Annotated in this window: 14 protein-coding genes and 2 pseudogenes; 2 read left to right on the plus strand and 14 right to left on the minus strand. The window is 72.2% G+C overall.

Annotated elements, in window-relative coordinates:
* Positions 1-15 precede the first annotated feature (15 nt).
* From pyk to gltB, 4 genes are all read right to left on the minus strand, one after another.
* Positions 16-1,446, minus strand: a complete 1,431-nt coding sequence (gene pyk, locus ACBR40_RS24020; protein ID WP_344214997.1) for a pyruvate kinase — start codon at positions 1,444-1,446, stop codon at positions 16-18.
* Between the two features lie 183 nt (positions 1,447-1,629).
* The gene (locus tag ACBR40_RS24025; protein WP_371250198.1) at positions 1,630-3,288 is read right to left on the minus strand and encodes a S8 family serine peptidase; all 1,659 of its coding nucleotides are present in this window, start codon (positions 3,286-3,288) and stop codon (positions 1,630-1,632) included.
* A gap of 137 nt (positions 3,289-3,425) precedes the next feature.
* Entirely contained in the window at positions 3,426-4,907 is a 1,482-nt protein-coding gene (locus ACBR40_RS24030; RefSeq protein WP_344214993.1) for a glutamate synthase subunit beta, read from the minus strand.
* Between the two features lie 14 nt (positions 4,908-4,921).
* Positions 4,922-9,427: a glutamate synthase large subunit gene (gene gltB / locus ACBR40_RS24035; RefSeq protein ID WP_371250200.1), complete on the minus strand. Its 4,506-nt coding sequence runs from the start codon at positions 9,425-9,427 to the stop codon at positions 4,922-4,924.
* A 341-nt stretch (positions 9,428-9,768) separates the two neighbouring features.
* Between gltB and ACBR40_RS24040 the strand changes: the two genes are divergently transcribed.
* Positions 9,769-11,352, plus strand: a complete 1,584-nt coding sequence (locus ACBR40_RS24040; protein WP_371250202.1) for a bis-aminopropyl spermidine synthase family protein — start codon at positions 9,769-9,771, stop codon at positions 11,350-11,352.
* 25 nt (positions 11,353-11,377) lie between these two features.
* Here ACBR40_RS24040 and ACBR40_RS24045 read toward each other — a convergent pair whose 3' ends face one another.
* From ACBR40_RS24045 to ACBR40_RS24075, 7 genes and pseudogenes are all read right to left on the minus strand, one after another.
* Positions 11,378-11,965, minus strand: a complete 588-nt coding sequence (locus ACBR40_RS24045) for a hypothetical protein (RefSeq protein ID WP_371250204.1) — start codon at positions 11,963-11,965, stop codon at positions 11,378-11,380.
* Between the two features lie 49 nt (positions 11,966-12,014).
* A complete protein-coding gene (locus ACBR40_RS24050) occupies positions 12,015-12,812 on the minus strand; it encodes a hypothetical protein (RefSeq protein WP_371250206.1) in 798 nt (265 codons plus the stop codon).
* 1,610 nt (positions 12,813-14,422) lie between these two features.
* Positions 14,423-15,127, minus strand: a complete 705-nt coding sequence (locus tag ACBR40_RS24055; RefSeq protein WP_371250208.1) for a VIT1/CCC1 transporter family protein — start codon at positions 15,125-15,127, stop codon at positions 14,423-14,425.
* A 267-nt stretch (positions 15,128-15,394) separates the two neighbouring features.
* Positions 15,395-15,451 (minus strand): annotated as a pseudogene (locus ACBR40_RS24060) (hypothetical protein); the annotation flags it as partial.
* A 260-nt stretch (positions 15,452-15,711) separates the two neighbouring features.
* Positions 15,712-16,449, minus strand: a pseudogene (lgt, locus tag ACBR40_RS24065) (prolipoprotein diacylglyceryl transferase); the annotation flags it as partial.
* A 26-nt stretch (positions 16,450-16,475) separates the two neighbouring features.
* The gene (locus ACBR40_RS24070; RefSeq protein WP_344214979.1) at positions 16,476-17,213 is read right to left on the minus strand and encodes a thioredoxin domain-containing protein; all 738 of its coding nucleotides are present in this window, start codon (positions 17,211-17,213) and stop codon (positions 16,476-16,478) included.
* Between the two features lie 23 nt (positions 17,214-17,236).
* On the minus strand, positions 17,237-17,713 hold the full coding sequence (locus tag ACBR40_RS24075) for a MauE/DoxX family redox-associated membrane protein (RefSeq protein ID WP_329580290.1): 477 nt from the start codon (positions 17,711-17,713) through the stop codon (positions 17,237-17,239).
* 197 nt (positions 17,714-17,910) lie between these two features.
* Here ACBR40_RS24075 and ACBR40_RS24080 point away from each other — a divergent pair, with 197 nt between their 5' ends.
* Positions 17,911-18,570 carry a VC0807 family protein gene (locus tag ACBR40_RS24080; protein ID WP_371250211.1) on the plus strand — a complete coding sequence of 220 codons (660 nt, stop codon included), beginning with the start codon at positions 17,911-17,913 and terminating at the stop codon, positions 18,568-18,570.
* Positions 18,571-18,631: 61 nt separating this feature from the next.
* On the opposite strand, the gene trpA is transcribed toward ACBR40_RS24080, so the two are convergent.
* The 3 genes from trpA to trpC form a co-directional block, all read right to left on the minus strand.
* A complete protein-coding gene (gene trpA / locus ACBR40_RS24085; RefSeq protein ID WP_344214973.1) occupies positions 18,632-19,426 on the minus strand; it encodes a tryptophan synthase subunit alpha in 795 nt (264 codons plus the stop codon).
* 71 nt (positions 19,427-19,497) lie between these two features.
* On the minus strand, positions 19,498-20,721 hold the full coding sequence (gene trpB, locus ACBR40_RS24090; protein ID WP_371250377.1) for a tryptophan synthase subunit beta: 1,224 nt from the start codon (positions 20,719-20,721) through the stop codon (positions 19,498-19,500).
* A gap of 20 nt (positions 20,722-20,741) precedes the next feature.
* Positions 20,742-21,581: an indole-3-glycerol phosphate synthase TrpC gene (trpC, locus tag ACBR40_RS24095; protein ID WP_364445456.1), complete on the minus strand. Its 840-nt coding sequence runs from the start codon at positions 21,579-21,581 to the stop codon at positions 20,742-20,744.
* Positions 21,582-21,699 lie beyond the last annotated feature (118 nt).

Below are 21,699 nucleotides of genomic sequence, written 5' to 3' on the forward strand. Positions count from 1 at the left end.
CCGCGCCGTCAGAGGTCAGTTGGCGTGCGAGACCGCCGAGCCGATGGTGTGGACGCGCAGGGCGTTGGTGGAGCCGGGGGTGCCGGGAGGCGAACCGGCCACGATGACCACCTTGTCGCCCTTCTCCAGCCGCCCCAGCGACAGCAGCGACGCCTCCACCTGCCGCACCATGTCGTCGGTGTGGTGCACGAACGGCACCTGGAAGGTCTCCACCCCCCAGGTCAGCGAGAGCTGGCCGCGCACGTGCGGCGCCGAGGTGAAGGCGAGCAGCGGGATCGGCGAGCGGTAGCGGGCCAGCCGCCGCGCGGTCTCGCCGGACATGGTGAACGCGACCAGCGCCTTGGCGCCCACGATCGCGCCGACCTCGGCCGCGGCCCGCGCGATGGCGCCGCCCGTGGTCTCGGGCATGCGCTCCAGCGTGTGGGTGGCGTGCAGGGACGACTTCTCGGCGGCGCAGGCGATGCGGTCCATCGTGGAGACGGACTCGATCGGGTAGTTGCCGACCGACGTCTCGCCGGACAGCATGACCGCGTCGGCGCCGTCCATGACGGCGTAGGCCACGTCGGAGGCCTCGGCCCTGGTCGGGCGGGGCGCGTTCATCATGGAGTCGAGCATCTGCGTGGCGACGATGACCGGGCGGGCCTTCTCGCGGCACAGCTCGATGATGCGCCGCTGCACGATCGGCACCTGCTCCAGCGGCAGCTCCACGCCGAGGTCGCCGCGGGCGACCATGATGCCGTCGAACGCCTCGACGATCTCGGGCAGCCGGTCGACGGCCTGCGGCTTCTCGATCTTGGCGAGCAGCGGCAGGCGCACGGCCTCCTGCTCCATGATGTTGCGCACCACGTCGGCGTCGGACGGGCGGCGCACGAACGACAGGGCGATCATGTCGAAGCCGGTGCGCAGCGCCCAGCGCAGGTCGGATTCGTCCTTGTCGGTGAGCGCGGGCGCGCTGACGTTGACGCCGGGCAGGTTGAGGCCCTTGTTGTCGGAGATCATGCCGCCGATGACGACGCGGGTGATGATCCGGTCGCCGTCGACCCTGGTCGCCTCCAGCACGAGCCGGCCGTCGTCGACGAGGATCGTGTCGCCGGGACGCACGTCCTTCGGCAGGCCCTTGTAGGTGGTGGAGACCTGCTCGCGGTCGCCGGGGACGTCCTCGGTGGTGATGGCGAAGACGTCGCCGAAGCCGAGCCGGACCGGGCCCTCCTCGAACGTGCCGACGCGGATCTTGGGGCCCTGCAGGTCGGCGAGCACGCCTACACCGCGGCCGAGGTCGGCCGCCACCCGCCTCACCCGGTCGTAGACCTCCCGGTGCAGATCGTGGTTTCCGTGGCTGAGGTTGAACCGGGCCACGTCCATCCCCGCGGCGATGAGCTCACGGAGACGCTCCTCGGAGGAGGTGGCCGGACCTAGGGTGCAGACGATTTTCGCGCGACGAGTCACGAGTCCTACCTTAATTGGTACAGACCACTTGGCAGTCACCGACGACGGAGAACGTAGCCCGCGGAGGAGAACAGCACGCGAACGGCGAGCCTGGAAAGCGTCAAGTTCGTGTGCCGCTCCGGTTGAACGACGCCTTCAATCTAGTGGCCGACGGGGCCGGGAGGCGGCACCCCGCGCCGCGCATCACGGCGTGAAGGTGACGGCCTTCCAGGCGTCCACCAGGCCGTGGCCGTAGAAGCCGTTGTCGGCCGTGTCGCCCTCGCAGACGTGCGTCTGGGTCTGGCCGTAGATCTGGTAGACGTGCTGGCGGGGCGTCGGGCAGGGTTTGGGGTCGGCGCTCGCGTAGAGCAGCTTCTCGACGGTGGCCGGGTCGAGCGTCAGTCCGCCGCCGGGCGCGGGCTTGCCGAAGCGGCTGACGAGCAGGGCGGCGACGCCGGTCGCGTGCGGGGCGGCCATCGAGGTGCCGTCGAGATACTGGTAGTAGGAGCAGGCGCCGCGGGTGCAGTCGCGTACGACGTCGGCGCCCTTGGGCGCGCCGTCGGCGCCGATGCGGCCGGCGGCGCGCAGCACGTGCTCGGGGGCGGCGGCCAGGATGGAGCGGGTGGCCTTGGCGCCCTTGCCGTCCGTGGCGTCGCCGCCCGGCGCGGCCACGTCGGTCTGCTCGACGCCGTAGTCGCTGTAGACGGCCTTGCGCCCGGACGGGCCGAGCGCGGAGACGGAGACGACGCCGTCGGACTCGGCGGGCACGTTGAGGCAGGTGTTGTCGACCTTGCGGGCCTTCGCGCTGCCCTCCGGGTAGCCGGGGCTCTTGTCGTCGACCGTGGGACGTCCGAGGTCGGTGGAGCCGTTGCCGAGCGCCGAGACGATGGTGACGCCCTTCTTGCGGGCGTAGTCGATGGCGCGCTGCATGCCGGTGACGATGGCCTGCTGCTCCAGCTGCTCCTTGCGGCTGTCGGCCGGGTTGCGGGCGCAGTTGAACAGCCAGGGGTCGACGTAGTAGCTGAGGTTGGCCACGTCCACGCCGATGTCGCCGGCGTAGGCGAGCGCGTCGAGGCTCGGCTTGAGGAAGAAGAAGCCGGAGTCCTGGCCGGCCCGTACGTTGACCAGCCGCACGCCGGGCGCGACGCCGGCGATGCCGATGCCGTTGATCGGGGAGGCGATGGTGCTGGCCACGTGGGTGCCGTGGCCGTCGTCGTCCTGGTCCACCGGGTCCTTGCAGCCGGCCGCCTCGCACGGGCCGTCGAGGGTCTCGCCGTTCTCGTCCTTGGGCCGGTCGGTGACGAAGTTGCGGCTGAGCGCGCGGTCGAAGTTGGGGGCGATGTCGGGGTGCTTGCCGTCGATGCCGGTGTCGATGACGGCGACCAGCACGTCCTTGCTGCCGGGGTTCTTGGCGTTGGCGCGGTCGGCGCCGATCATGCGCATGTCCCACTGGCGGCCGGCGAGCGGCTCGCCCGCCGCGCGCCCGGCCTTGAGCACGCCCGCGTCGGGGAACGAGCGGACGGGCTCGGCGGTGGCGTGGCCGATGCTGCGGTCCTGGGAGACGCCGACGACGGCGGCGTCGCCGCCCACGGCCTCGGCGAAGCCGTCACGGCCGCCCGTGGCCAGGATGTAGCCGAGCCTGGCGTCCTCGCTCACCTTGGCGCCGCCGGCGTGCGTGACGGCGTCCAGGGCCTGCCGCTGCCGGCCTTCGGCGTAGAACACCAGGTAGTCGGCCCGCGGGCCGCTGGCCTGCGTCTGGGAGGTCTGGGGGCGCTGGGGGCGCTGCTCGGCGGGGGTGCCGGGAGCGCAGGCGGCGAGCCCGAGGAGGGCCAGTGCCGTCACCCCGGAGGCGACTCGCCGCATCGTTCCCCCCACATCTCGAAGAATGCTCATCTTTCCGACAGTCAACCGTCGATGCCACCAACTAGCCAAATTAGGGCTACACACGACGGAGCGGGCTCCCCGGAGGGAACCCGCTCCACGAGAAGGCGGAACCGCGGTCAGACCAGCGGCCGCGCGGTCGGCAGGATCGGGTACGGCAGCGCCGTCTCCCCGCTCAGGTAACGGTCGACGCCGGAGGCCGCGGCGCGGCCCTCGGCGATCGCCCACACGATGAGCGACTGCCCGCGGCCCATGTCGCCGGCCACGAAGACGCCGTCCACCTTGGACATGTACGTCTTGTCGCGGGCGACGTTGCCCCGCCGGTCGAAGAAGTCGTCACCGCCGGCGACCTCGGCCAGGTCGGTCAGCAGCGCGCCCTTCTCCGGCCCGAGGAAGCCCATGGACAGCGTGACCAGCTCGGCCGGGATCTCCCGCTCCGTGCCGGGGATCGGCTTGAAACCGGCCTGCGGCCCCTCGACCTCGACCAGGCGCAGCGCCCGCACGTTGCCGTCGGCGTCGCCGAGGAACTCCGTGGTGGAGACCGCGTACACGCGCTCCCCGCCGCGGTCGGCGAGCTCCTCGTGGGCGCTCTCCATCTTGAACAGGATCGGGAAGGTGGGCCACGGCTGGCCGGCCGGCCGCTCCCGGGGCGGGACCGGCATGATCTCCAGCTGGGTGACCGACGCCGCGCCCTGCCTGATCGCGGTGCCGATGCAGTCGGCGCCGGTGTCGCCGCCGCCGATCACCACCACGTGCTTGCCCTCGGCCGAGACGGGCGAGACCGGGTAGTCGCCCTCCTGGACCTTGTTGGACAGCGGGAGGTACTCCATCGCCTGGTAGACGCCCTTGAGCTCGCGCCCGGGCACCGGCAGGTCGCGCCACTGGGTGGCGCCGCCGGACAGCACCACGGCGTCGAACTGCTCGCGCAGCTCGGCCGCGGTGATGTCCACGCCGACGTTCACGCCGGTGCGGAACTCGGTGCCCTCGGCCCGCATCTGCTCCAGACGGCGCTCGATGTGGCGCTTCTCCATCTTGAACTCGGGGATGCCGTAGCGCAGCAGGCCGCCGACGCGGTCGGCGCGCTCGAACACCACCACGTCGTGCCCAGCCCTGGTGAGCTGCTGGGCGGCGGCGAGGCCCGCGGGCCCGGAGCCGACGACCGCGACCCGCTTGCCGGTCCGCGCCGCCGGGGGCTGCGGGGTGACCCAGCCCTCGGCGAACGCCCGGTCGATGATCTCGACCTCGACCCGCTTGATCGCCACCGGGTCCGCGTTGATGCCGAGCACGCACGCCGCCTCGCACGGAGCCGGGCAGAGCCTGCCGGTGAACTCGGGGAAGTTGTTGGTGGCGTGCAGCCGCTCGATGGCCTCGCGCCAGTCGGTGCGGTAGACGAGGTCGTTCCACTCGGGGATGAGGTTGCCGAGCGGGCAGCCGTTGTGGCAGAACGGGATGCCGCAGTCCATGCAGCGGGACGCCTGCCTGGTCAGCTTCTCCTGGGAGAAGTCCTCGTAGACCTCGCGCCAGTCGCTGATGCGGACGTCCACGGGGCGGCGCGCCGGCAGCTCCCGGTCGTGCGTGAGGAAACCCTTCGGGTCAGCCATTCGGTACGCCTCCCTTAACCCTGAACCGCGGCGGCCATGACCGCCTCGTCGACGTTCCTGCCTTCGATGCGGGCGGCCTCGGCGGCGGCCAGGACCCGCTTGTAGTCGGTCGGCATGATCTTGCCGAACCTGCCGAGCGCCGCCTCCCAGTCGGCCAGCAGCTCCTTGGCCACCGGCGAGCCGGTCTCCGCGAAGTGCTTCTCGACGACCTCCTTGAGGAACTCGGCGTCCCCCGCGGACAGCTCCTCGACCGCGACCATCTCGCGGTTGATTCGCTCCTGCTTGAGGTCCAGCAGGTAGGCGATGCCGCCCGACATGCCGGCCGCGAAGTTGCGCCCGGTCGGGCCGAGCACGACGGCCCGGCCGCCGGTCATGTACTCGCAGCCGTGGTCGCCCACGCCCTCGACGACGGCCGTGGCGCCGGAGTTGCGCACGCAGAACCGCTCGCCGACGACGCCGCGGATGAACACCTCACCGGACGTGGCCCCGTAGAGCGCGACGTTGCCGGCGATGATGTCGCCGTCCAGCGGGGCCTCCTCGTGCGGCCGGAGGGTGATCCGGCCGCCGGACAGGCCCTTGCCGAGGTAGTCGTTGGCGTCGCCGGTCAGCCGTAGCGTGATCCCGCGCGGCACGAAGGCCCCGAAGGAGTTGCCCGCCGAGCCGGTGAAGCCGATGTCGATCGTGTTGTCGGGCAGGCCCTGGCCGCCGTAGCGCTTGGTGACCTGGTAGCCGAGCATGGTGCCGACCGTGCGGTTGACGTTGCGGATGGGCAGCTCCAGCGTGACCGGGGTGCCGTGCTCCAGCGCGCCCTCGGCGAGCTGGATCAGGGTGTTGTCCAGCGTGTGCGCCAGCCCGTGGTCCTGGACGGTGACCCGGCGCAGCGGCGTGCCCGCGGGCAGCTCCGGCCGGTGCAGGATCGGCGACAGGTCCAGGCCGCTCGCCTTCCAGTGCTCCTCGGCGGCCGTGGTGTCGAGCAGCTCGACGTGCCCGATCGCCTCGTCCAGCGAGCGGAAGCCCAGCTCGGCCAGGTATTCGCGGATCTCCTCGGCGATGAACTCGAAGAAGTTGACCACGAACTCCGGCTTGCCGGTGAAGCGCTTGCGCAGCTCGGGGTTCTGCGTGGCGACGCCCACGGGACAGGTGTCGAGGTGGCAGACCCGCATCATGACGCAGCCGCTGACCACGAGGGGCGCGGTGGCGAAGCCGTACTCCTCGGCGCCGAGCAGCGCGGCGATGACGACGTCGCGGCCGGTCTTGAGCTGGCCGTCGACCTGGACCACGATGCGGTCGCGCAGGTCGTTGAGCAGCAGCGTCTGCTGGGTCTCGGCGAGGCCGAGCTCCCACGGCGCGCCGGCGTGCTTCAGCGACGTCAGCGGGGACGCGCCGGTGCCGCCGTCGTGGCCGGAGATGAGCACCACGTCGGCGTGCGCCTTGGACACGCCCGCCGCCACCGTGCCGACGCCGACCTCGGCCACCAGCTTCACGTGGACCCGCGCCTCCGGGTTGGAGTTCTTCAGGTCGTGGATGAGCTGGGCGAGGTCCTCGATCGAGTAGATGTCGTGGTGCGGCGGCGGCGAGATGAGGCCGACGCCGGGCGTGGAGTGCCGGGTCTTGGCGATCCACGGGTAGACCTTGTGGCCGGGGAGCTGGCCGCCCTCGCCGGGCTTGGCGCCCTGGGCCATCTTGATCTGCAGGTCGTCGGCGTTGACCAGGTATTCGCTGGTGACGCCGAAGCGGCCGGAGGCCACCTGCTTGATCGCCGAACGGCGGGCCGGGTCGTAGAGCCGCTCGGGGTCCTCGCCGCCCTCGCCGGTGTTGGACTTGCCGCCCAGCTGGTTCATGGCGATGGCGAGGGTCTCGTGCGCCTCCATGGAGATGGAGCCGTACGACATCGCGCCGGTGGAGAAGCGCTTGACGATCTCCGAGACCGGCTCGACCTCCTCGATCGGGATCGGCCGGCCCTTGCGCAGCTTGAACAGGCCGCGCAGCGTCATCAGCCGCTCGGCCTGGGAGTCCACGAGGTTCGTGTACTCCTTGAAGATCTCGTAGCGCCGCGTCCTGGTGGCGTGCTGCAGCTTGAAGACCGTCTCGGGGTTGAACAGGTGGGGCTCGCCCTCGCGCCGCCACTGGTACTCGCCGCCGACCTGGAGCCTGCGGTGGGCGTTCTCGGCCCGCGGGTAGGCGTGGCGGTGCCGCTGCGCGACCTCCTCGGCCAGCACGTCGAAGCCGACGCCGCCGAGGCGCGAGGTGGTGCCGGTGAAGCAGGAGTCGATGACCTCCTGGCTCAGGCCGAGCGCCTCGAAGATCTGCGCGCCGGTGTAGGAGGCCACCGTGGACACGCCCATCTTGGACATGACCTTGATGACGCCCTTGCCGTAGGCCTTGATGAGGTTGCGTACGGCCTTGCGCTTGTCGAGCGGCAGGACGCCGGTGTCGACGAGGTCCTCGACGGTCTCGATCGCGAGGTAGGGGTTGATCGCGCCCGCGCCGTAGCCGATGAGCAGCGCCATGTGGTGGCACTCGCGGGCCTCGCCGGTCTCCACGACCAGGCCGATCTTGGTGCGGGTCTTCTCCTGGATCAGGTGGTGGTGCACCGCGCCGGTCAGCAGCAGCGACGGGATCGGGGCGAGGGTGTCGGACGAGCCGCGGTCGGTCAGCACGAGGATGCGCGCGCCGTCGGCGATCGCCTGGGACGCCTCGGCCCGGATCTCCTCCAACCGGTGCAGCAGGGCCTGCCCGCCGCCGGCGACCTCGTACAGGCCGCTGATGACGCGCGGCTGGAAGCCGGGCAGGTCGTGCTCGTCGTTGATGTGGATGATCTTGGCGAGCTCGTCGTTGTCGATCACCGGGTACGGCAGCACGAGCTGCCGGCACGAGGCCGGGCCCGGGTCGAGCAGGTTGCCCTCGGGGCCGATGGTGCTGGCCAGCGAGGTGACCAGCTCCTCGCGGATGGCGTCCAGCGGCGGGTTGGTGACCTGGGCGAACAGCTGCGTGAAGTAGTCGAACAGCAGCCGCGGCTTCTCGCTCAGGACGGCCACCGGCGTGTCGGTGCCCATGGAGCCGATCGGCTCCTGGCCCGCCTTCGCCATCGGCGCGAGGATGATGCGCAGCTCCTCCTCGGTGTAGCCGAAGGTCTGCTGCCGCTTGACCAGCGCCTCGTGGGTGATGGTCTCACGCTCGCGGGACGGCAGCTCCTCGAAGCGGACCAGGCCGGCGTGCAGCCAGTCGGCGTAGGGGAGCTCGGCGGCCAGCTCGGCCTTGATCTCGTCGTCCTCGATGATCTTGCCGCGGGCGGTGTCGATGAGGAACATCCGGCCGGGCTGCAGGCGGCCCTTGCGTACGACGTCCTCGGGCCTGATGTCGAGCACGCCGGCCTCGGAGGCCAGCACGACCAGGCCGTCCGCGGTCACCCAGAAGCGTCCGGGGCGCAGGCCGTTGCGGTCGAGCACGGCGCCGGCGAGGGTGCCGTCGGTGAAGGTGATCGAGGCGGGGCCGTCCCAGGCCTCCATCATCGAGGAGTGGAACTCGTAGAAGGCCCGGCGGGCCGGGTCCATCTCGGTGTGGTTCTCCCACGCCTCCGGGATCATCATGAGGACCGCGTGCGGCAGGCTGCGCCCGCCGAGGTGGAGCAGCTCCAGCGCCTCGTCGAAGCTCGCGGTGTCGCTGCCGTCGGGGTCGCAGATCGGGAAAAGGCGGGAGATGTCGCCCGGGATGTGCGGGGAGGCCAGCATCGCCTCGCGGGCGCGCATCCAGTTGCGGTTGCCCTTGACCGTGTTGATCTCGCCGTTGTGCGCGACGTAGCGGTAGGGGTGGGCGAGCGGCCAGCTCGGGAACGTGTTGGTGGAGAAACGCGAGTGCACCAGGGCGATCGCGCTCTCGTAGCGCTCGTCGGACAGGTCGGGGAAGAACGGCTCGACCTGGTCGGGGGTGAGCATCCCCTTGTAGACGATCGTGCGCGCCGACAGCGAGGGGAAGTAGACGTCCGCCTCGTGCTCGGCCCGCTTGCGCAGGCAGAACGCCAGCCGGTCCAGCTCCAGCCCCTCGCGGCCCTCGGGGCTCGCGACGAACAGCTGGGCGAAGTGCGGCATGACCGCGCGGGCGCTCGGGCCGGGGAGCGTGCGCTCGACCGGCGTCTCACGCCAGCCGAGGACGGTCAGGCCCTCCTCCCCCGCGATCTCCTCGATCAGCCGTACGGCGACGCCGCGGGCCTCCTCGTCGGCCGGCAGGAAGGCCATGCCGGCGGCGTACGCGCCGGCGGCGGGCAGGGTGAACGGCACCACGGCCCGGAAGAACGCATCGGGGATCTGCGTGAGGATGCCGGCGCCGTCGCCGGTGTCGGGCTCGCTACCCTTGGCTCCCCGATGGTCGAGATTGCACAGTGCCGTCAGAGCCTTGACCACGATCCCGTGTCCCCGGCGTCCCGCGACGTCGGCGACCATGGCGACACCGCAGGCGTCGTGCTCGTTGGCGGGGTGGTAGAGGCCCTGGGGCTCGGGGAACCCGAGGTGGGCAGCAGGCATGTAGTCCCTCCCGTCGTCATCGCTGTCTGGAACTTCATTCACAGGCGGGGACGACGTTGGCCCTGCTGCATATCGTGCGTAGAGGTTACCGCACCATGTCGGAATGGTGCCCGCCGCGTCCGCATTGCGAACATTCGGGCATTCCTCACATCCGAACTCATCATCCCAAAGTTCGGGCATGTGGCGCAAAATTCCCGATCATGGGTGGTTTTTGCGGAACAAGAAGCGATATCCGCCCCCACAGCCCCCGCGCCGGGGCGCGCCCCTCTGGCCCCTCCTGTGACTTCGGTCCCGTTCCTGCACCAGACCGGACGGGGGCGGGCCCTCGATAGGGTTGGCCCATGCGGGAGGACGGGGTGCGGAGCGACAGGGGCGACGAGCGGGACGGGGTCGAGCGCCTGCTCGACGCGGCGGGCGCCGACAGCCGGCGTCTCCGGCACGCTCTGGCGCTGCTCTGCGACGGCCAGTGGTGGACGCTCGCCGACCTGGTCAGGGCCACCGCCACGTCCCGCCGCACGATCGAGACCCTGCTGCGCGAGCTGCCTCTCGAACGGCGGCAGGGCGCCGACGCCTTCCGCGTGCCGCTCTCCCACACCCCCGCCTACCAGGACCTCCTCGCCGTCGCGCCGCCGCCCGAGGACCCTGTGGGCCACCTCGTCCCCCACTACGCGGGCGTCCTCGACCGGCTGACCCGCCTCGTCGCGGACGCCCCGCGCGCCCGCCACACGCTGGACCACGTCTCGGCCACGCCGGAGACGGCGCTGCGGCGCGCGCTCCTGCTCGGGGCGCGGTTCTGGCTGCCGGGCGCCCGCCTGCTGTGCGTCGGCGACCACGACCTCACCTCGCTGGCGGTCAAGCTGGTCCATCCCGAGACCGACGTCACGGTCGTGGACGTGGACGAGCGCATCCTGGCCTACATCGACGCCCAGGACCTCGGGGTCCGCACCCGCTGGGCCGACCTGCGGCTCGGCCTGCCCGCCTCCGCGCACGGGCACGACCTGGCGTTCACCGATCCGCCGTACACACCGGAGGGCATCGGCCTGTTCGCGGCCCGCGCCGTGGAGGGGCTGAAGGACGACGGCCGGGTGCTGGTGGCGTACGGGGCGAGCGAGCGCACGCCGATGCTGGCGTACAAGGTGCAGCAGGCGCTGGCGGAGCTCAACCTCGCCTACGAGGCGATCTATCCCGACTTCAACCGCTATTTCGGTGCGGAGGCCATCGGCTCGGCCGCCGATCTCTACCTCCTGCGCCCCACCACCAAGACCCGCCCGGCCGTGGCCTCCCGGCTGAGCCGCCTCACCACCGCCATCTACACCCAGGGCCCGCAGTCCGTCGAGTCCGCGCCCGGAGAGGCGGCTCCGGCCGCCGTCGCCACGGGTCTCGAGCCCGACCTCCTCGTCGGCGAATGGCCCAAGGGCCTGCCGCAGCCCCGGGTCAAGCTCTCCACGTGGCTCGCCAAGCCGTACGCGGCGGCGCCCGAGCGGGTCGCGATCGCCGTACCGCCCGGCCTGGAGGCCGCCCTCCCCCGGCTGCTGCTGGCCACCCGCGCCCCGCGCGTCCACGTCACCGGCGCCGGCCTGCCGCCACTCCCCGCCGTGCTCGCCACCGTCTACGAGGTCCGGCCCGGCCCCGGCGGCCTCGACGCCGTACGCCTGCCGCAGCCGGACGGCGACGTCCCCGCGGTGCTGCGCCGCATCCTGGACAACGGCCACGCCAAACTGGCCAACACCTGGCGCGAGGCGCTCATCGCGCTCGCCCGCGCCCAGGGCTCGGCCCTCACCAAGAACGAGGCCCGCGCCCTGATCCGCGAGGCCGCCCCCTGGTCGGACGACCTCACCCCGCTGGACGCCCCGCTCCACCGCCTGGAGTCCCTGCCCGCCGCGATCGCCACCACGGTCACGGCGCTCACCACGACCACGGCCTGACGCGATCCGGAGCCCAGGTGACGGCTCAGGTGGCGGCGACGATCCTGCCCTGCACCACCCGCCCGAGCCCGTCCAGCGCGACCAGCGCCGCCACCAGCTCCTGCTCGTACGCGGTGCCGCCGGCCCAGCTCACCGTCACGTAGTGGCCCATCGCACGGGCCTGCGCCCGGCTGGTCGCCGGGTCGAACGGCACGCCCTGGCGTACGAACCCGTCCTTGCCCAGCGCCGCCACCAGCGCGTCGGCCGCCCCGCTGTCGCTCATGTTGAAGATGACGAACTGGCCTGCCATCGTGCCGCCCCTGTAGGTGGCCCGCAGCGCCTGCGCGCACCCGGCGGGGGACACGCCCCACAGGACCTCGTCGCAGTCGGTGAACTCCGCCGTGGTCTCGCGCCGCATGGCGCCGACCGTCTCGGTCTCGGCGGTGAAGACCTCCTGCGCGGTGAGCGGGGCGGCGTCCTTGCCGCGGTTGTCGATGGCGGCGTAGAAGGCGGAGGTGGACTCGCCGTGGAACACGGCCGGCCGAGGGTCGTCGCCACGCAGCCACCACCACGCGGCGGCGGCGACGACCAGCACACTGACGGCCACGGCGGAGATCACCACACGACCTGACATCAGCCTTCTGCTCCCCCGCTCACGACAGCGGCGGCCCGCCGCGCGCTCGTCACGACTTCGGCCCCGTGATCGCGACGACCCGGCGGTAGACGGCCTTCTCCGCGCCGCGCAGGCCCAGCGTGAGCGAGACGTAGTCGTCCTTGACGCCGGGCTCGGCGCCGTCGACCCGGCCGAGCCACACCAGGCCGACGTAATGACCGAGAGCGTAGCCACCGGCCTCGGAGTAACCGCCCGCCGGGAAGGAGCCCTTGGGCGAGGGCAGCGGACGCGCCCAGCCGCCCCGGTAGAGGGTCTCCAGCGCGTCCACCAGCTCGGCGGCGGCCTGGCCGTCCTTGAGGTTGAGCAGGGTGTACTGGCCGACGTAGCGGCCGTCGGAGCTGAGGTAGAGACCGCGGGCGGCCTGGGTGCAGCCGGCGTCGGAGACCCGTTCGGTGAGTCCCTGGCCCCACACCGCCGCCGAGCAGTCGGAGTCGAGCCGCTTGGCCACGAGCTTCAGCCGCAGTTTCCTGTCGACCGAGAGCTCGCTCTGCCCGAACACCTCCTTCTCCGTCAGCGCCTTGGCGTCCTTGGTCCGGTCGGCCAGCGGGTCGAACAGTTTGGGCGATTTCCAGCCCCGGAACACCAGCGGCAGCGTGGTGTCGGGCCCCAGCAGGGCCGCGCTGGGCTCGCGGTCGGGCGTGTACCTGCCGAGCGAGGTGGCGAAGATCACCACGCCCGCCAGTGCGGCCACCAAGCCGATGACCGATGCGACGACGACGATCGTCTTCTGCTGCTTGGGGCGCAGGCCCATGCCGGTGAGCACGGGGAACTGCCAGTCGGACGGCGGAGTACGCCGCCGCTTCCGCAACCCGCCACCCGCCGCCTCCCGGCCGTCGTCGTCCTGCTCCGCCGTCGCGTCGGCCCCACGACCATCGGTTGCCGCGCCCCCGCCGAAGCCTCCACGACCACCGCCCCCCGCGCCCGCGCCCGCGCCCGCGCCCGCGCCGAAGCCTCCGCGACCACCGTCCCCGGCGCCTGTGGCGAAGCCTCCACGACCACCGTCCCCGGCACCCGCAGCGAAGCCCTCGCGACCATCGGCCTCAGCGCTCCCAGCGAAGCCGTCGCGACCACCGGCTCCAGCGCCCGCGGCGAAGCCCCCTCGGCCGCCGGCCCCGGCATCCGCGGCGAAGCCGCCGCTCCCCGGACCCCGCGCGAAGCCGCCGGCTGCTGCGTCCCGCTCTTGGCCCGCATCGAGGCCGACTCCCGGGCCCTGGCCCGCATCGAAGCCACGCGCCGCCCCCCGGCCCGCGTCGCGACCACGGGCCGGCCCCTGGCCTGCATCGAAACCGCCAGCCGAGCCCTGCCCCGCATCCGAACCATGCGCTGGGGTCTGCCCCTCCGAGCCACGCGCCGCTCCCCGGCCCGCGCCGCGGCCACGTGCCGGACCCTGGCCCGCATCCGTGTCGCGTGCCGGGCCCTTGGCCCGCCTGGAGCGGCGTGACGGCCCCTGGGCAGGTCCGGAGCCGCCCAGGGGCGGTCCGTCGTTCAGGTCGAAGCCCTCGGCGGCCATGACGTCCGAGCTGTAGGCCTCCGACACGACGCGGTCCTTCGCGAAGAAGTCGCGTCCGTCCCGGCCGTCTCCTCCGCCGAAGGAGTCCTCTTCGGGCTTGTCCTTTCCGAACAGGCCCTTACGGCGCCTGCCACGGCCGGCGTCCGCCGCCGGCGCGTCCGCTGCGGGATCCGTGCCCCGGCTCCCTGCGTGGTGGCCGCCGCGCGCGCTGCCGGGGGCGCCGGCATCCGCCGCGCCCGGGCCCGTGACCACCGCCCAGCCACCGTCGGAGGCGCCGGCCAGCGCCCGGTGTCCGCCACCGCCGGAGCCGGTGGCGGCGCGACGGCCGCCACCGTCCGCGGGAGCAGGCGTCCAGTTGCTCACGCCCTCCGCAGGGGTGGACGCCCAGGGGCTCCCGCCGTCCGCGGGGCCCGACGCCCGGCTGCCCCCACCCGGCCCAGGAGCCGGCGTCCAGGCGCTCCCGCCCTCCGCAGAGGCCGGTGTCCAGGCGCCTCTGCTCTCCGGGGAGGTGGACGTCCAAGCGTTCTCGCCGGTCGGTGGGGAGGACGGCCAGTTGCCGGTGCCGCCTGACGATGCCCGGTGACCGCCGGTGTCCGGTCCGGCGGACGGGTGAGGCGGGGCGCCGGTGGCGCGGCGGCCATCGGACGCGCGGCCGTGCCGGGAGCGTCCGCTCCGGCCGCCTGGATCTTCGCGCCGGCCGTCGTCGTACGAGGCCGGAGCAGGCGCACCGCCGTATCCGTATCCGGGGGTGGCGGGGTGGGCGCCGCTCGCCGGGCCTTCCGCGTACGGACCCTGGCCGGGGTGGCCGCCGGTCGCCGGACCCGACTCCGGCCATGAGGGGTAGGCGGGGTCCTGGTCCTGGCCGGGCTGGTCGTTCTTGCCGCGGGAGCCCGCTCTTCTGCGGGCCATCACAGCCCCGCCGCCCCGACCAGGTTGCCCACCCCGAAGGTGACCGCGGCCGCCACCGCGCCCACCACGAGCTGCCTCAGTCCTGAGTACCACCAGCTTCGCGCCGTCACGGCCGACACGATAGCGCCCGCCGCGAACAGCGCCGCACACGAGATCGCCGCCGAGATCGCCAACTCCTCGGCTCCCAGCACGTACGGCAACAGCGGCAACAACGCCCCGACCCCGAACGACAGGAACGACGAGATGGCGGCGACCAGCGGAGACGGCAGGTTCCCCGGCGCGACCCCGAGCTCGTTGACCGTGTGCACCTCCAGGGCGCGCTCGGGGTTACGGGAGATCTGTCTGGCCACCTCGGCGGCGAGCGCGGGGTCCACGCCCTTGTCGACGAAGGTCTGGGCGAGCTCGGCCTGCTCGTCCTCGGGGTGGTGGCGCAGCTCGCGGCGTTCGACGGCGATCTCGGCCTGGGCCAGCTCCCGCTGGCTGGCCACCGAGACGTACTCGCCGCCGGCCATCGACAGCGCCCCGGCAGCTAGGCCGGCGACGCCGCTGAGGGCGATGACCCGGGTGTCGGCAGTGCCGCCCGCGACACCCGCGATGAGCGCGAAGTTGGACACCAGCCCGTCCATCGTGCCGAACACCGAGGGCCTCAGCCAGCCGCCCGTGACGTCGCGATGCCGGTGGTGAATCTCCGCGCCTTCGGTCATCGCGTGTTCGTTTCCTTCCCGGCGCGGCTGCCGGGCTCCTTCTCCGCCTCCTCGGCGCCCTCGCGCGAGTCGCCGGTGACGGCGCCGACGGCGGCGTCACCGGAGCCGGAGCCGATCGCGGAGCTGCTGGCCCGGTCGTCGCCGGCCGCCTCCCGCGCGTCGGCGAGGCCGGCGTCGGAGTGGGCCGGGTCGCCGTCCGTCGCGGGCCGGTCCTCGCCGGACGCCCCCGACCCGCCGTCCACGGCGGGCACGTCGGAGGCGAGGGTGTCAGAGGCAGGCGCGCCGGAGGCGGACCCACCGGAAGCGGGCACGTCGGAAGCGGGCACGTCGGAAGCGGGCGCGTCGGAAGCGGGCGCGTCGGAGGCGGACGCGTCAGACGCAGACGCACCAGAGGCGGACGCGCCGGAAGTGGACGTGTCCGAGGCGAGGGTGTCGTCGGTGGAGCCGGGGTCGCTCTGGTCGGCCCCGTGCTCCGGGTCGGCGTCGGCGGACGGCGAGACGACGACCTCCACGCCCTCCTTGTTCCGCGTCGCCCAGAAGTAGATGAGCGCCCCGACGAACAGCACGATCGACGTCCACTGGTTGATGCGCAGCCCGAGGAACGTCACCGCGTGGTCGACCCCGCCGACCGGGTCGATGCGCAGCCCCTCGATCCAGAAGCGGGCGAAGGTGTAGCCCGCCACGTAGAGGGCGAACAGCCGCCCGTACCGCAGGTTCAGGCGGCGGCCCACGAGGAGGAGGGCGAAGCCGAGCAGGATGTCCCAGATCGACTCGTACAGGAAGGTCGGGTGGTAGAGGACGCCGGGCTCGCCGCCGTGGTCGACGTCGATCTCCAGGCCCCACGGCAGCGTCGTCGGCGAGCCGTACAGCTCCTGGTTGAACCAGTTGCCCCAGCGGCCGATGCCCTGGGCGAACGCGATGCCGGGGGCGATCGTGTCGGCCAGGGCGGTCATGGACAGGCCGCGCCGGCGCGCCGCCAGCCAGACGCCGACGCCGCCGAGCGCGATCGCCCCCCAGATGCCGAGGCCGCCCTCCCAGATGAACAGCGCCTTGTAGGCGGGCTTGATCGCGCGGCTGCCGAAGTAGGTCTGCCAGTCCGTGATGACGTGGTAGAGCCGGCCGCCGATCAGCCCGAAGATGACCGCGGGGACCGCGATGTCAATGATCGTCCCCTTCTGGCCACCGCGGGCGCGCCAGCGCCGCTCGCTCAGCCAGACGGCGACGATGACGCCGAGCACGATGCACAGCGCATAGGCCCGGATCGGGATGATTCCGAGATACCAGACCCCCTGGGAAGGGCTGGGAATCGAGGCAAGGGGCATGTCAGGTGAGGGTAGCGGACGTGAGCCTACTTGGCGGCCTTCGTGACCGCGTCCCGTAGCTCCGAAGGGCTGAAGACGACCGCGTTGTCCACTTCTGTGCCGTTAAGTTTCAGCGTCGGCGTGTGGGTCAGCTTCTGCTCGTTCATGATCTTCTCGCTGTACGACAGCTGCGCCTGCGCGTGCTTGCCCGAGTTGACGCACTGCTCGAAGTCGGGCGCGGTCACCCCGGCCTCCTTGCCCCACCCGATGAGCTGGCTGTTGGTGAAGCCCTCCGCGGTCTCGGACGGCTGGTTCTGGAAGAGCAGGTTGTGGAAGGACAGCCACTGCTTGCCGTCGGCGACACACCTGGCGGCGTTGCCCGCGCGCAGGGAGTTGGAGCGGGTGGGCTCCTGGGAGAAGATCGTGATGGGGTGGTAGACGACCTTGACCTTGCCCTCGGCGGCGAGGTTCTTGATCGTCTGGCCGCTGACCCGCTCGGCCTCCTTGCAGGCCGGGCACTGGAAGTCCTCGTAGACGTCGAGCACGGGCTTCTCGACGCCGCTCTTCGCCATGACCACGGTGCCGTCGGACTGCACGGTGATCGGCGCGAGGTCGCCGGCGGCCTCCTCGGGCTGGGACTTGCTGACGCCGTACCAGATGCCGGCCCCGAGCGCGGCCACGGCGGCGAGCCCGGCCGCGGTGTAAGTGATCGCCCGTCTGCGCCGCTCCTGGGCGCGCGCGGCGGCCTGCTGCTCCTTGATCTTCTCGCGTGCGCCGCGTGTCATGGTCGTCCTCTCGCCCTTGCCCATCACAGGTCCTCCAAGTCGTCGTCAGCACTGTCGCCCCCGAGCCCGAGGGCGCCGTCGAGCGCGAAGCGGCCCGGCGGGAAGCGGACCGTCCAGGCGCCGAGCAGCGCCAGTCCGAAATCGCGCAGGATGTCGATCAGGTAGGCCGGCTCCTGGCCGGCCCCGAGCTGCCCGCCGCCGCCGAAGCAGCCGCAGTCGATCCGCAGGCCGTTCGCCCACGCCCAGCCGATGCCGAACACGAACGCCAGCATGAGCAGCGCCGCGATCACGGCGGCCACTCTGGTCAGCAGACCGACGACCAGCAGCACGCCGACGACGATCTCCACGATCGGCAGGGCGTAGCCCGCCCCTACGGCGACCGACTCGGGCAGCAACTGGTAAGCCTTGACCGCCAGGACCGAGTCGGACGGGTTGCCGATCTTGAGCGCACCCGCCGCGATCAGCACTCCGCCCAGCACCAGCCGGGCGACTGTCGTCACCCAGGGTATCGGCAATCTGGCCGAAGGTGACGATAGTGACGCGTCCACAGGCCATCTCCTTCTTCTCCGTGCCGGGACTGCGCACAGTACCGGGACTCCATCGGACCACGCCCGGAATAAGCATCAGCTAAGCGGCGTGTCCCCCGCTCCGACCTGCGATGTTTGCCGGTTTTACCGGAAGAGAGTAACAATTACTCATGCGAGTAAAAGCGCTGGTCGCCCTCGGAGTCGACGTCGCGCTGCCCACGGGGGCCTACTACGGCTTGCGCTACGGCGCCGGCCTCGACGAGCACCTGGCCCTGGTGGTCAGCTCGCTCGTCCCGGGCGTGAGCGTCGCCGTGAGCCTGGCGCGGGGGCGCAGGCCCGACCGGCTGGCGCTGTTCATGACCGCGATGATCCTGGCCGGCGCCGCGGTCTCGGCGCTCGTCCACGACCCGCGCCTCCTGCTGGCCAAGGACGGCTGGTTCATGGGCGCGGCGGGGCTGTGGTTCCTGTCGAGCGCGCGATGGGACCGGCCGCTCGCGTTCACATTCACCCGGTTCCTGCTGGAGGGGCGGGTCGGGCCGGCAGGCGAGCCCTGGGACGTGCTGTGGGAGCGGCTGCCCGCCTTCCGCCGGATCTGGCGGGTGGTGACCGTGATGTACGGGGTGGGCCTGCTGGCGGACGCCGCGGTGCGGGTGGTGATCGCCTACACCCTGCCCATGGACGTGGTGCCCGCGCTGGGCACCGCGCAGTACGTCGTGTGGCTCCTGCTCATGCAGGTCGCCATCAACGTCTATCTGGTGCCCACGGGGCTCTACAACCGGTACGCGCCGCTGTACGCGCCCCTCCGGGAGCCCGCCACCGCGACCGGGTGAGGCGGGAACAACACGACAGCGCGGCCCCCGTACGAGGGGACCGCGCCGTCCGCGCAGATCGTCAGCGGCGCACGCCGCGCGCCATGTCGCGGGCCAGGGCCGCGCAGGACTCGCGCCCCGCGGCCTCGTCGGGCGCGTCGAGCAGCCGCCGGATGAACGCCGAGCCCACGATCACGCCGTCGGCGTAGGAGGCGACCTCGGCCGCCTGCGCGCCGGTGCCGACGCCGAGCCCGACGCACACCGGCAGCGTGGTGTGCTCCCGCGTCCGCTTGACCAGGCCCTCGGCGGCGACGTTGACGGTCTCGCGGGCGCCGGTGACGCCCATGAGCGAGGCGGCGTAGACGAAACCGGTGCAGCAGTCGACGACCGCCTTGATGCGCTCCTCGGTCGAACTGGGCGCGACCAGGAACACGGTGTCGATGCCGGCGGCGGCCGAGGCGGCCCGCCACGGCTCGGACTCCTCGGGCGTCAGGTCGGGCGTGATCGTGCCCACCCCGCCCGCGGCGGCGAGGTCGCGGGCGAAGCGCTCGGCGCCGTAGCGGTCGATCGGGTTCCAGTAGGTCATGACGAGCGTGGCCGCGCCGGTCGCGGCCACCCCCTCGACGGTGCGCAGCACGTCGGCGATGCGGGTGCCGTTGGTCAGCGACCGGTGCACCGCGTCCTGGATGGTCGGCCCGTCCATGAGCGGGTCGGAATAGGGCAGGCCGATCTCGATGACGTCGCAGCCGGCCTCCACCAGGGCCGCGGCGGCGGCGATGGCGCCGTCCTTGGACGGGAAGCCCGCGGGCAGGTAGCCGACGAGCGCGGCCCTGTTGTCCGCCTTCGCCTTGGCGAACACCGTCTGTAGAGTCGTCATGTCTGTCCGTTTCGAAGGTCGAGTCCCACCATGATGCCCCGCGGCAGGCCCGCTGCCGGGGTGGCGACTCGTCAGAGGTTGAAGTATTTCATCGCCGTGCCCATGTCCTTGTCCCCGCGGCCGGAGAGGTTGACCAGGATGGTCGCCTCGGGGCCGAGCTCGCGGCCCAGCTCCAGCGCGCCGGCGAGGGCGTGGGAGGACTCGATGGCGGGGATGATGCCCTCGGTCCTGGCCAGCAGGGAGAACGCCTGCATGGCCTGGTCGTCGGTCACCCCGTGGTAGGTGGCCCGGCCGGTGTCCTTGAGCCAGGCGTGCTCCGGCCCGACGCCCGGGTAGTCGAGGCCGGCCGAGATCGAGTGGGACTCGATCGTCTGGCCCTCGTCGTCCTGCAGCACGTACGTGCGCGAGCCGTGCAGCACGCCGACCGTTCCCGCGGTGAGCGTGAGCGCGTGCTCGCCGCTGTCGAGGCCGTGCCCGGCGGCTTCGTAGCCGTGCAGGGCGACGTCCTGGTCGCCGAGGAAGGCGTGGAAGATGCCGATGGCGTTGCTGCCGCCGCCGACGGCCGCGCACACGGCGTCGGGCAGCCGGCCGGTGAGCTCCTGGATCTGGCGGCGGGCCTCGACGCCGATGATGCGCGCGAAGTCGCGGACCATCTCGGGGAACGGGTGCGGCCCCGCGATGGTGCCGAACAGGTAGTGGGTGGTGTCGACGTTGGTGACCCAGTCGCGGAAGGCCTCGTTGATGGCGTCCTTGAGCGTCTGGGAGCCGTTGGTGACCGGCACCACCTGGGCGCCGAGCAGCTTCATCCTGGCCACGTTGAGCGCCTGGCGCTCGCAGTCGACGGCGCCCATGTAGATGACGCACTCCAGGCCGAGCAGGGCCGCGGCGGTGGCGGTGGCCACGCCGTGCTGCCCCGCGCCGGTCTCGGCGATGACCCGCTTCTTGCCCAGCCGCTTGGTGAGCAGCGCCTGGCCCAGCACGTTGTTGATCTTGTGGGCGCCGGTGTGGGTGAGGTCCTCGCGCTTGAGCACGATCCTGGCGCCGCCGGCCTGCTCGCTGAAGCGCGGCACGTCGGTCAGCGTCGTGGGCCGCCCGGCGTAGGTGCGCAGCAGGTGGTCGAACTCGCGGATGAACTCCTGGTCGTTCTTGGCCTTCTCGTAGACCGAGGCGACCTCGTCGAGCGCCGGGATCAGCGCCTCGGGCACGAACCGTCCGCCGAAGATGCCGAACTTGCCGTGCACGTCGGGGTCGTTGCCCAGTGCGCCGTTGCCCGCCAGATCCGCGGCGGTCAGGATGGTGCCTTCGTTTGCCACTGCTATCCCTCTGCTGAGTGGTCGGGGCGCGTCGACGGGTGCGCGCCGGCGGTGACCAGCGCCTCCACGGCCTTGCGCGGGTCCTTGCCCGTGACCAGGCTCTCCCCCACCAGGACGGCGTCGGCGCCGTTACGGGCGTAGGCGAGCAGGTCGTGCGGTCCGCGCACGCCCGACTCGGCGATCTTGAGGACATTATCCGGGATCTTCGGCGCCAGCTTCGTGAAGACCTCGCGATCGACCTCAAGTGTCTTGAGGTTGCGCGCGTTGATCCCGATGACGCGGGCGCCGGCGGCGACCGCCCGGTCGAGCTCCTCCTCGGTGTGCACCTCGACCAGCGGGGTCAGCCCGATCGACTCGGCCCGCTCGATGAGCGACACCAGCGCCTCCTGCTCCAGGCAGACGACCATGAGCAGCGCCAGGTCGGCGCCGTGCGCCCGCGCCTCCCACAGCTGGTAGGAGGTGAGGATGAAGTCCTTGCGCAGGATCGGGATGTCGACCCGGGCGCGCACGGCGGCCAGGTCGTCGAGGCTGCCGCCGAACTTGCGCTGCTCGGTCAGCACGCTGATGACGTGGGCGCCACCCGCTTCGTAGTCGGCCGCCAGGGCGGCGGGGTCGGCGATGGCGGCCAGCGCGCCCTTGGACGGGCTGGAGCGCTTGACCTCGGCGATCACCGAGACCTTGTCGCCTCCGAGGGCGGCCATCGCGTCCCTGGGCGGCTGGGCGCGCTCGGCCCGCCGCTTGAGCTCCTCCATGGACACGGCCTGCTGACGTGCCGCGAGGTCGGCGCGCACCCCGTCGAGGATGTCGTCGAGGACACTCGGCCCTTCCGTCCGCTCACTCACGCGCTTGGGGTCCCTCCGGATCGACTGTGGGGGTGGCTGAAGAGTTCGCTTCGCGTCCGCTCTCCGCCTGTCCTGCGATGGTATCGGCCCCTGCGGGGTACCTCACCACAGGGCTCGC

Source organism: Nonomuraea sp. AD125B (genome assembly GCF_041402765.1).
In the GTDB taxonomy this organism is placed as follows: Bacteria; Actinomycetota; Actinomycetes; order Streptosporangiales; family Streptosporangiaceae; genus Nonomuraea; species Nonomuraea bangladeshensis.

What these genes read in the sequence shown, in the direction of transcription:
- ACBR40_RS24040 (WP_371250202.1), top strand. Translation starts at nt 9,769, where the DNA reads ATGCGGGAGGACGGGGTGCGGAGCGACAGGGGCGACGAGCGGGACGGG.
- ACBR40_RS24025 (WP_371250198.1), bottom strand. Translation starts at nt 3,288, where the DNA reads ATGCGGCGAGTCGCCTCCGGGGTGACGGCACTGGCCCTCCTCGGGCTC.
- gltB (WP_371250200.1), bottom strand. Translation starts at nt 9,427, where the DNA reads ATGCCTGCTGCCCACCTCGGGTTCCCCGAGCCCCAGGGCCTCTACCAC.
- ACBR40_RS24070 (WP_344214979.1), bottom strand. Translation starts at nt 17,213, where the DNA reads ATGACACGCGGCGCACGCGAGAAGATCAAGGAGCAGCAGGCCGCCGCG.
- trpA (WP_344214973.1), bottom strand. Translation starts at nt 19,426, where the DNA reads ATGACGACTCTACAGACGGTGTTCGCCAAGGCGAAGGCGGACAACAGG.
- ACBR40_RS24030 (WP_344214993.1), bottom strand. Translation starts at nt 4,907, where the DNA reads ATGGCTGACCCGAAGGGTTTCCTCACGCACGACCGGGAGCTGCCGGCG.
- ACBR40_RS24080 (WP_371250211.1), top strand. Translation starts at nt 17,911, where the DNA reads ATGCGAGTAAAAGCGCTGGTCGCCCTCGGAGTCGACGTCGCGCTGCCC.
- ACBR40_RS24055 (WP_371250208.1), bottom strand. Translation starts at nt 15,127, where the DNA reads ATGACCGAAGGCGCGGAGATTCACCACCGGCATCGCGACGTCACGGGC.
- ACBR40_RS24045 (WP_371250204.1), bottom strand. Translation starts at nt 11,965, where the DNA reads ATGTCAGGTCGTGTGGTGATCTCCGCCGTGGCCGTCAGTGTGCTGGTC.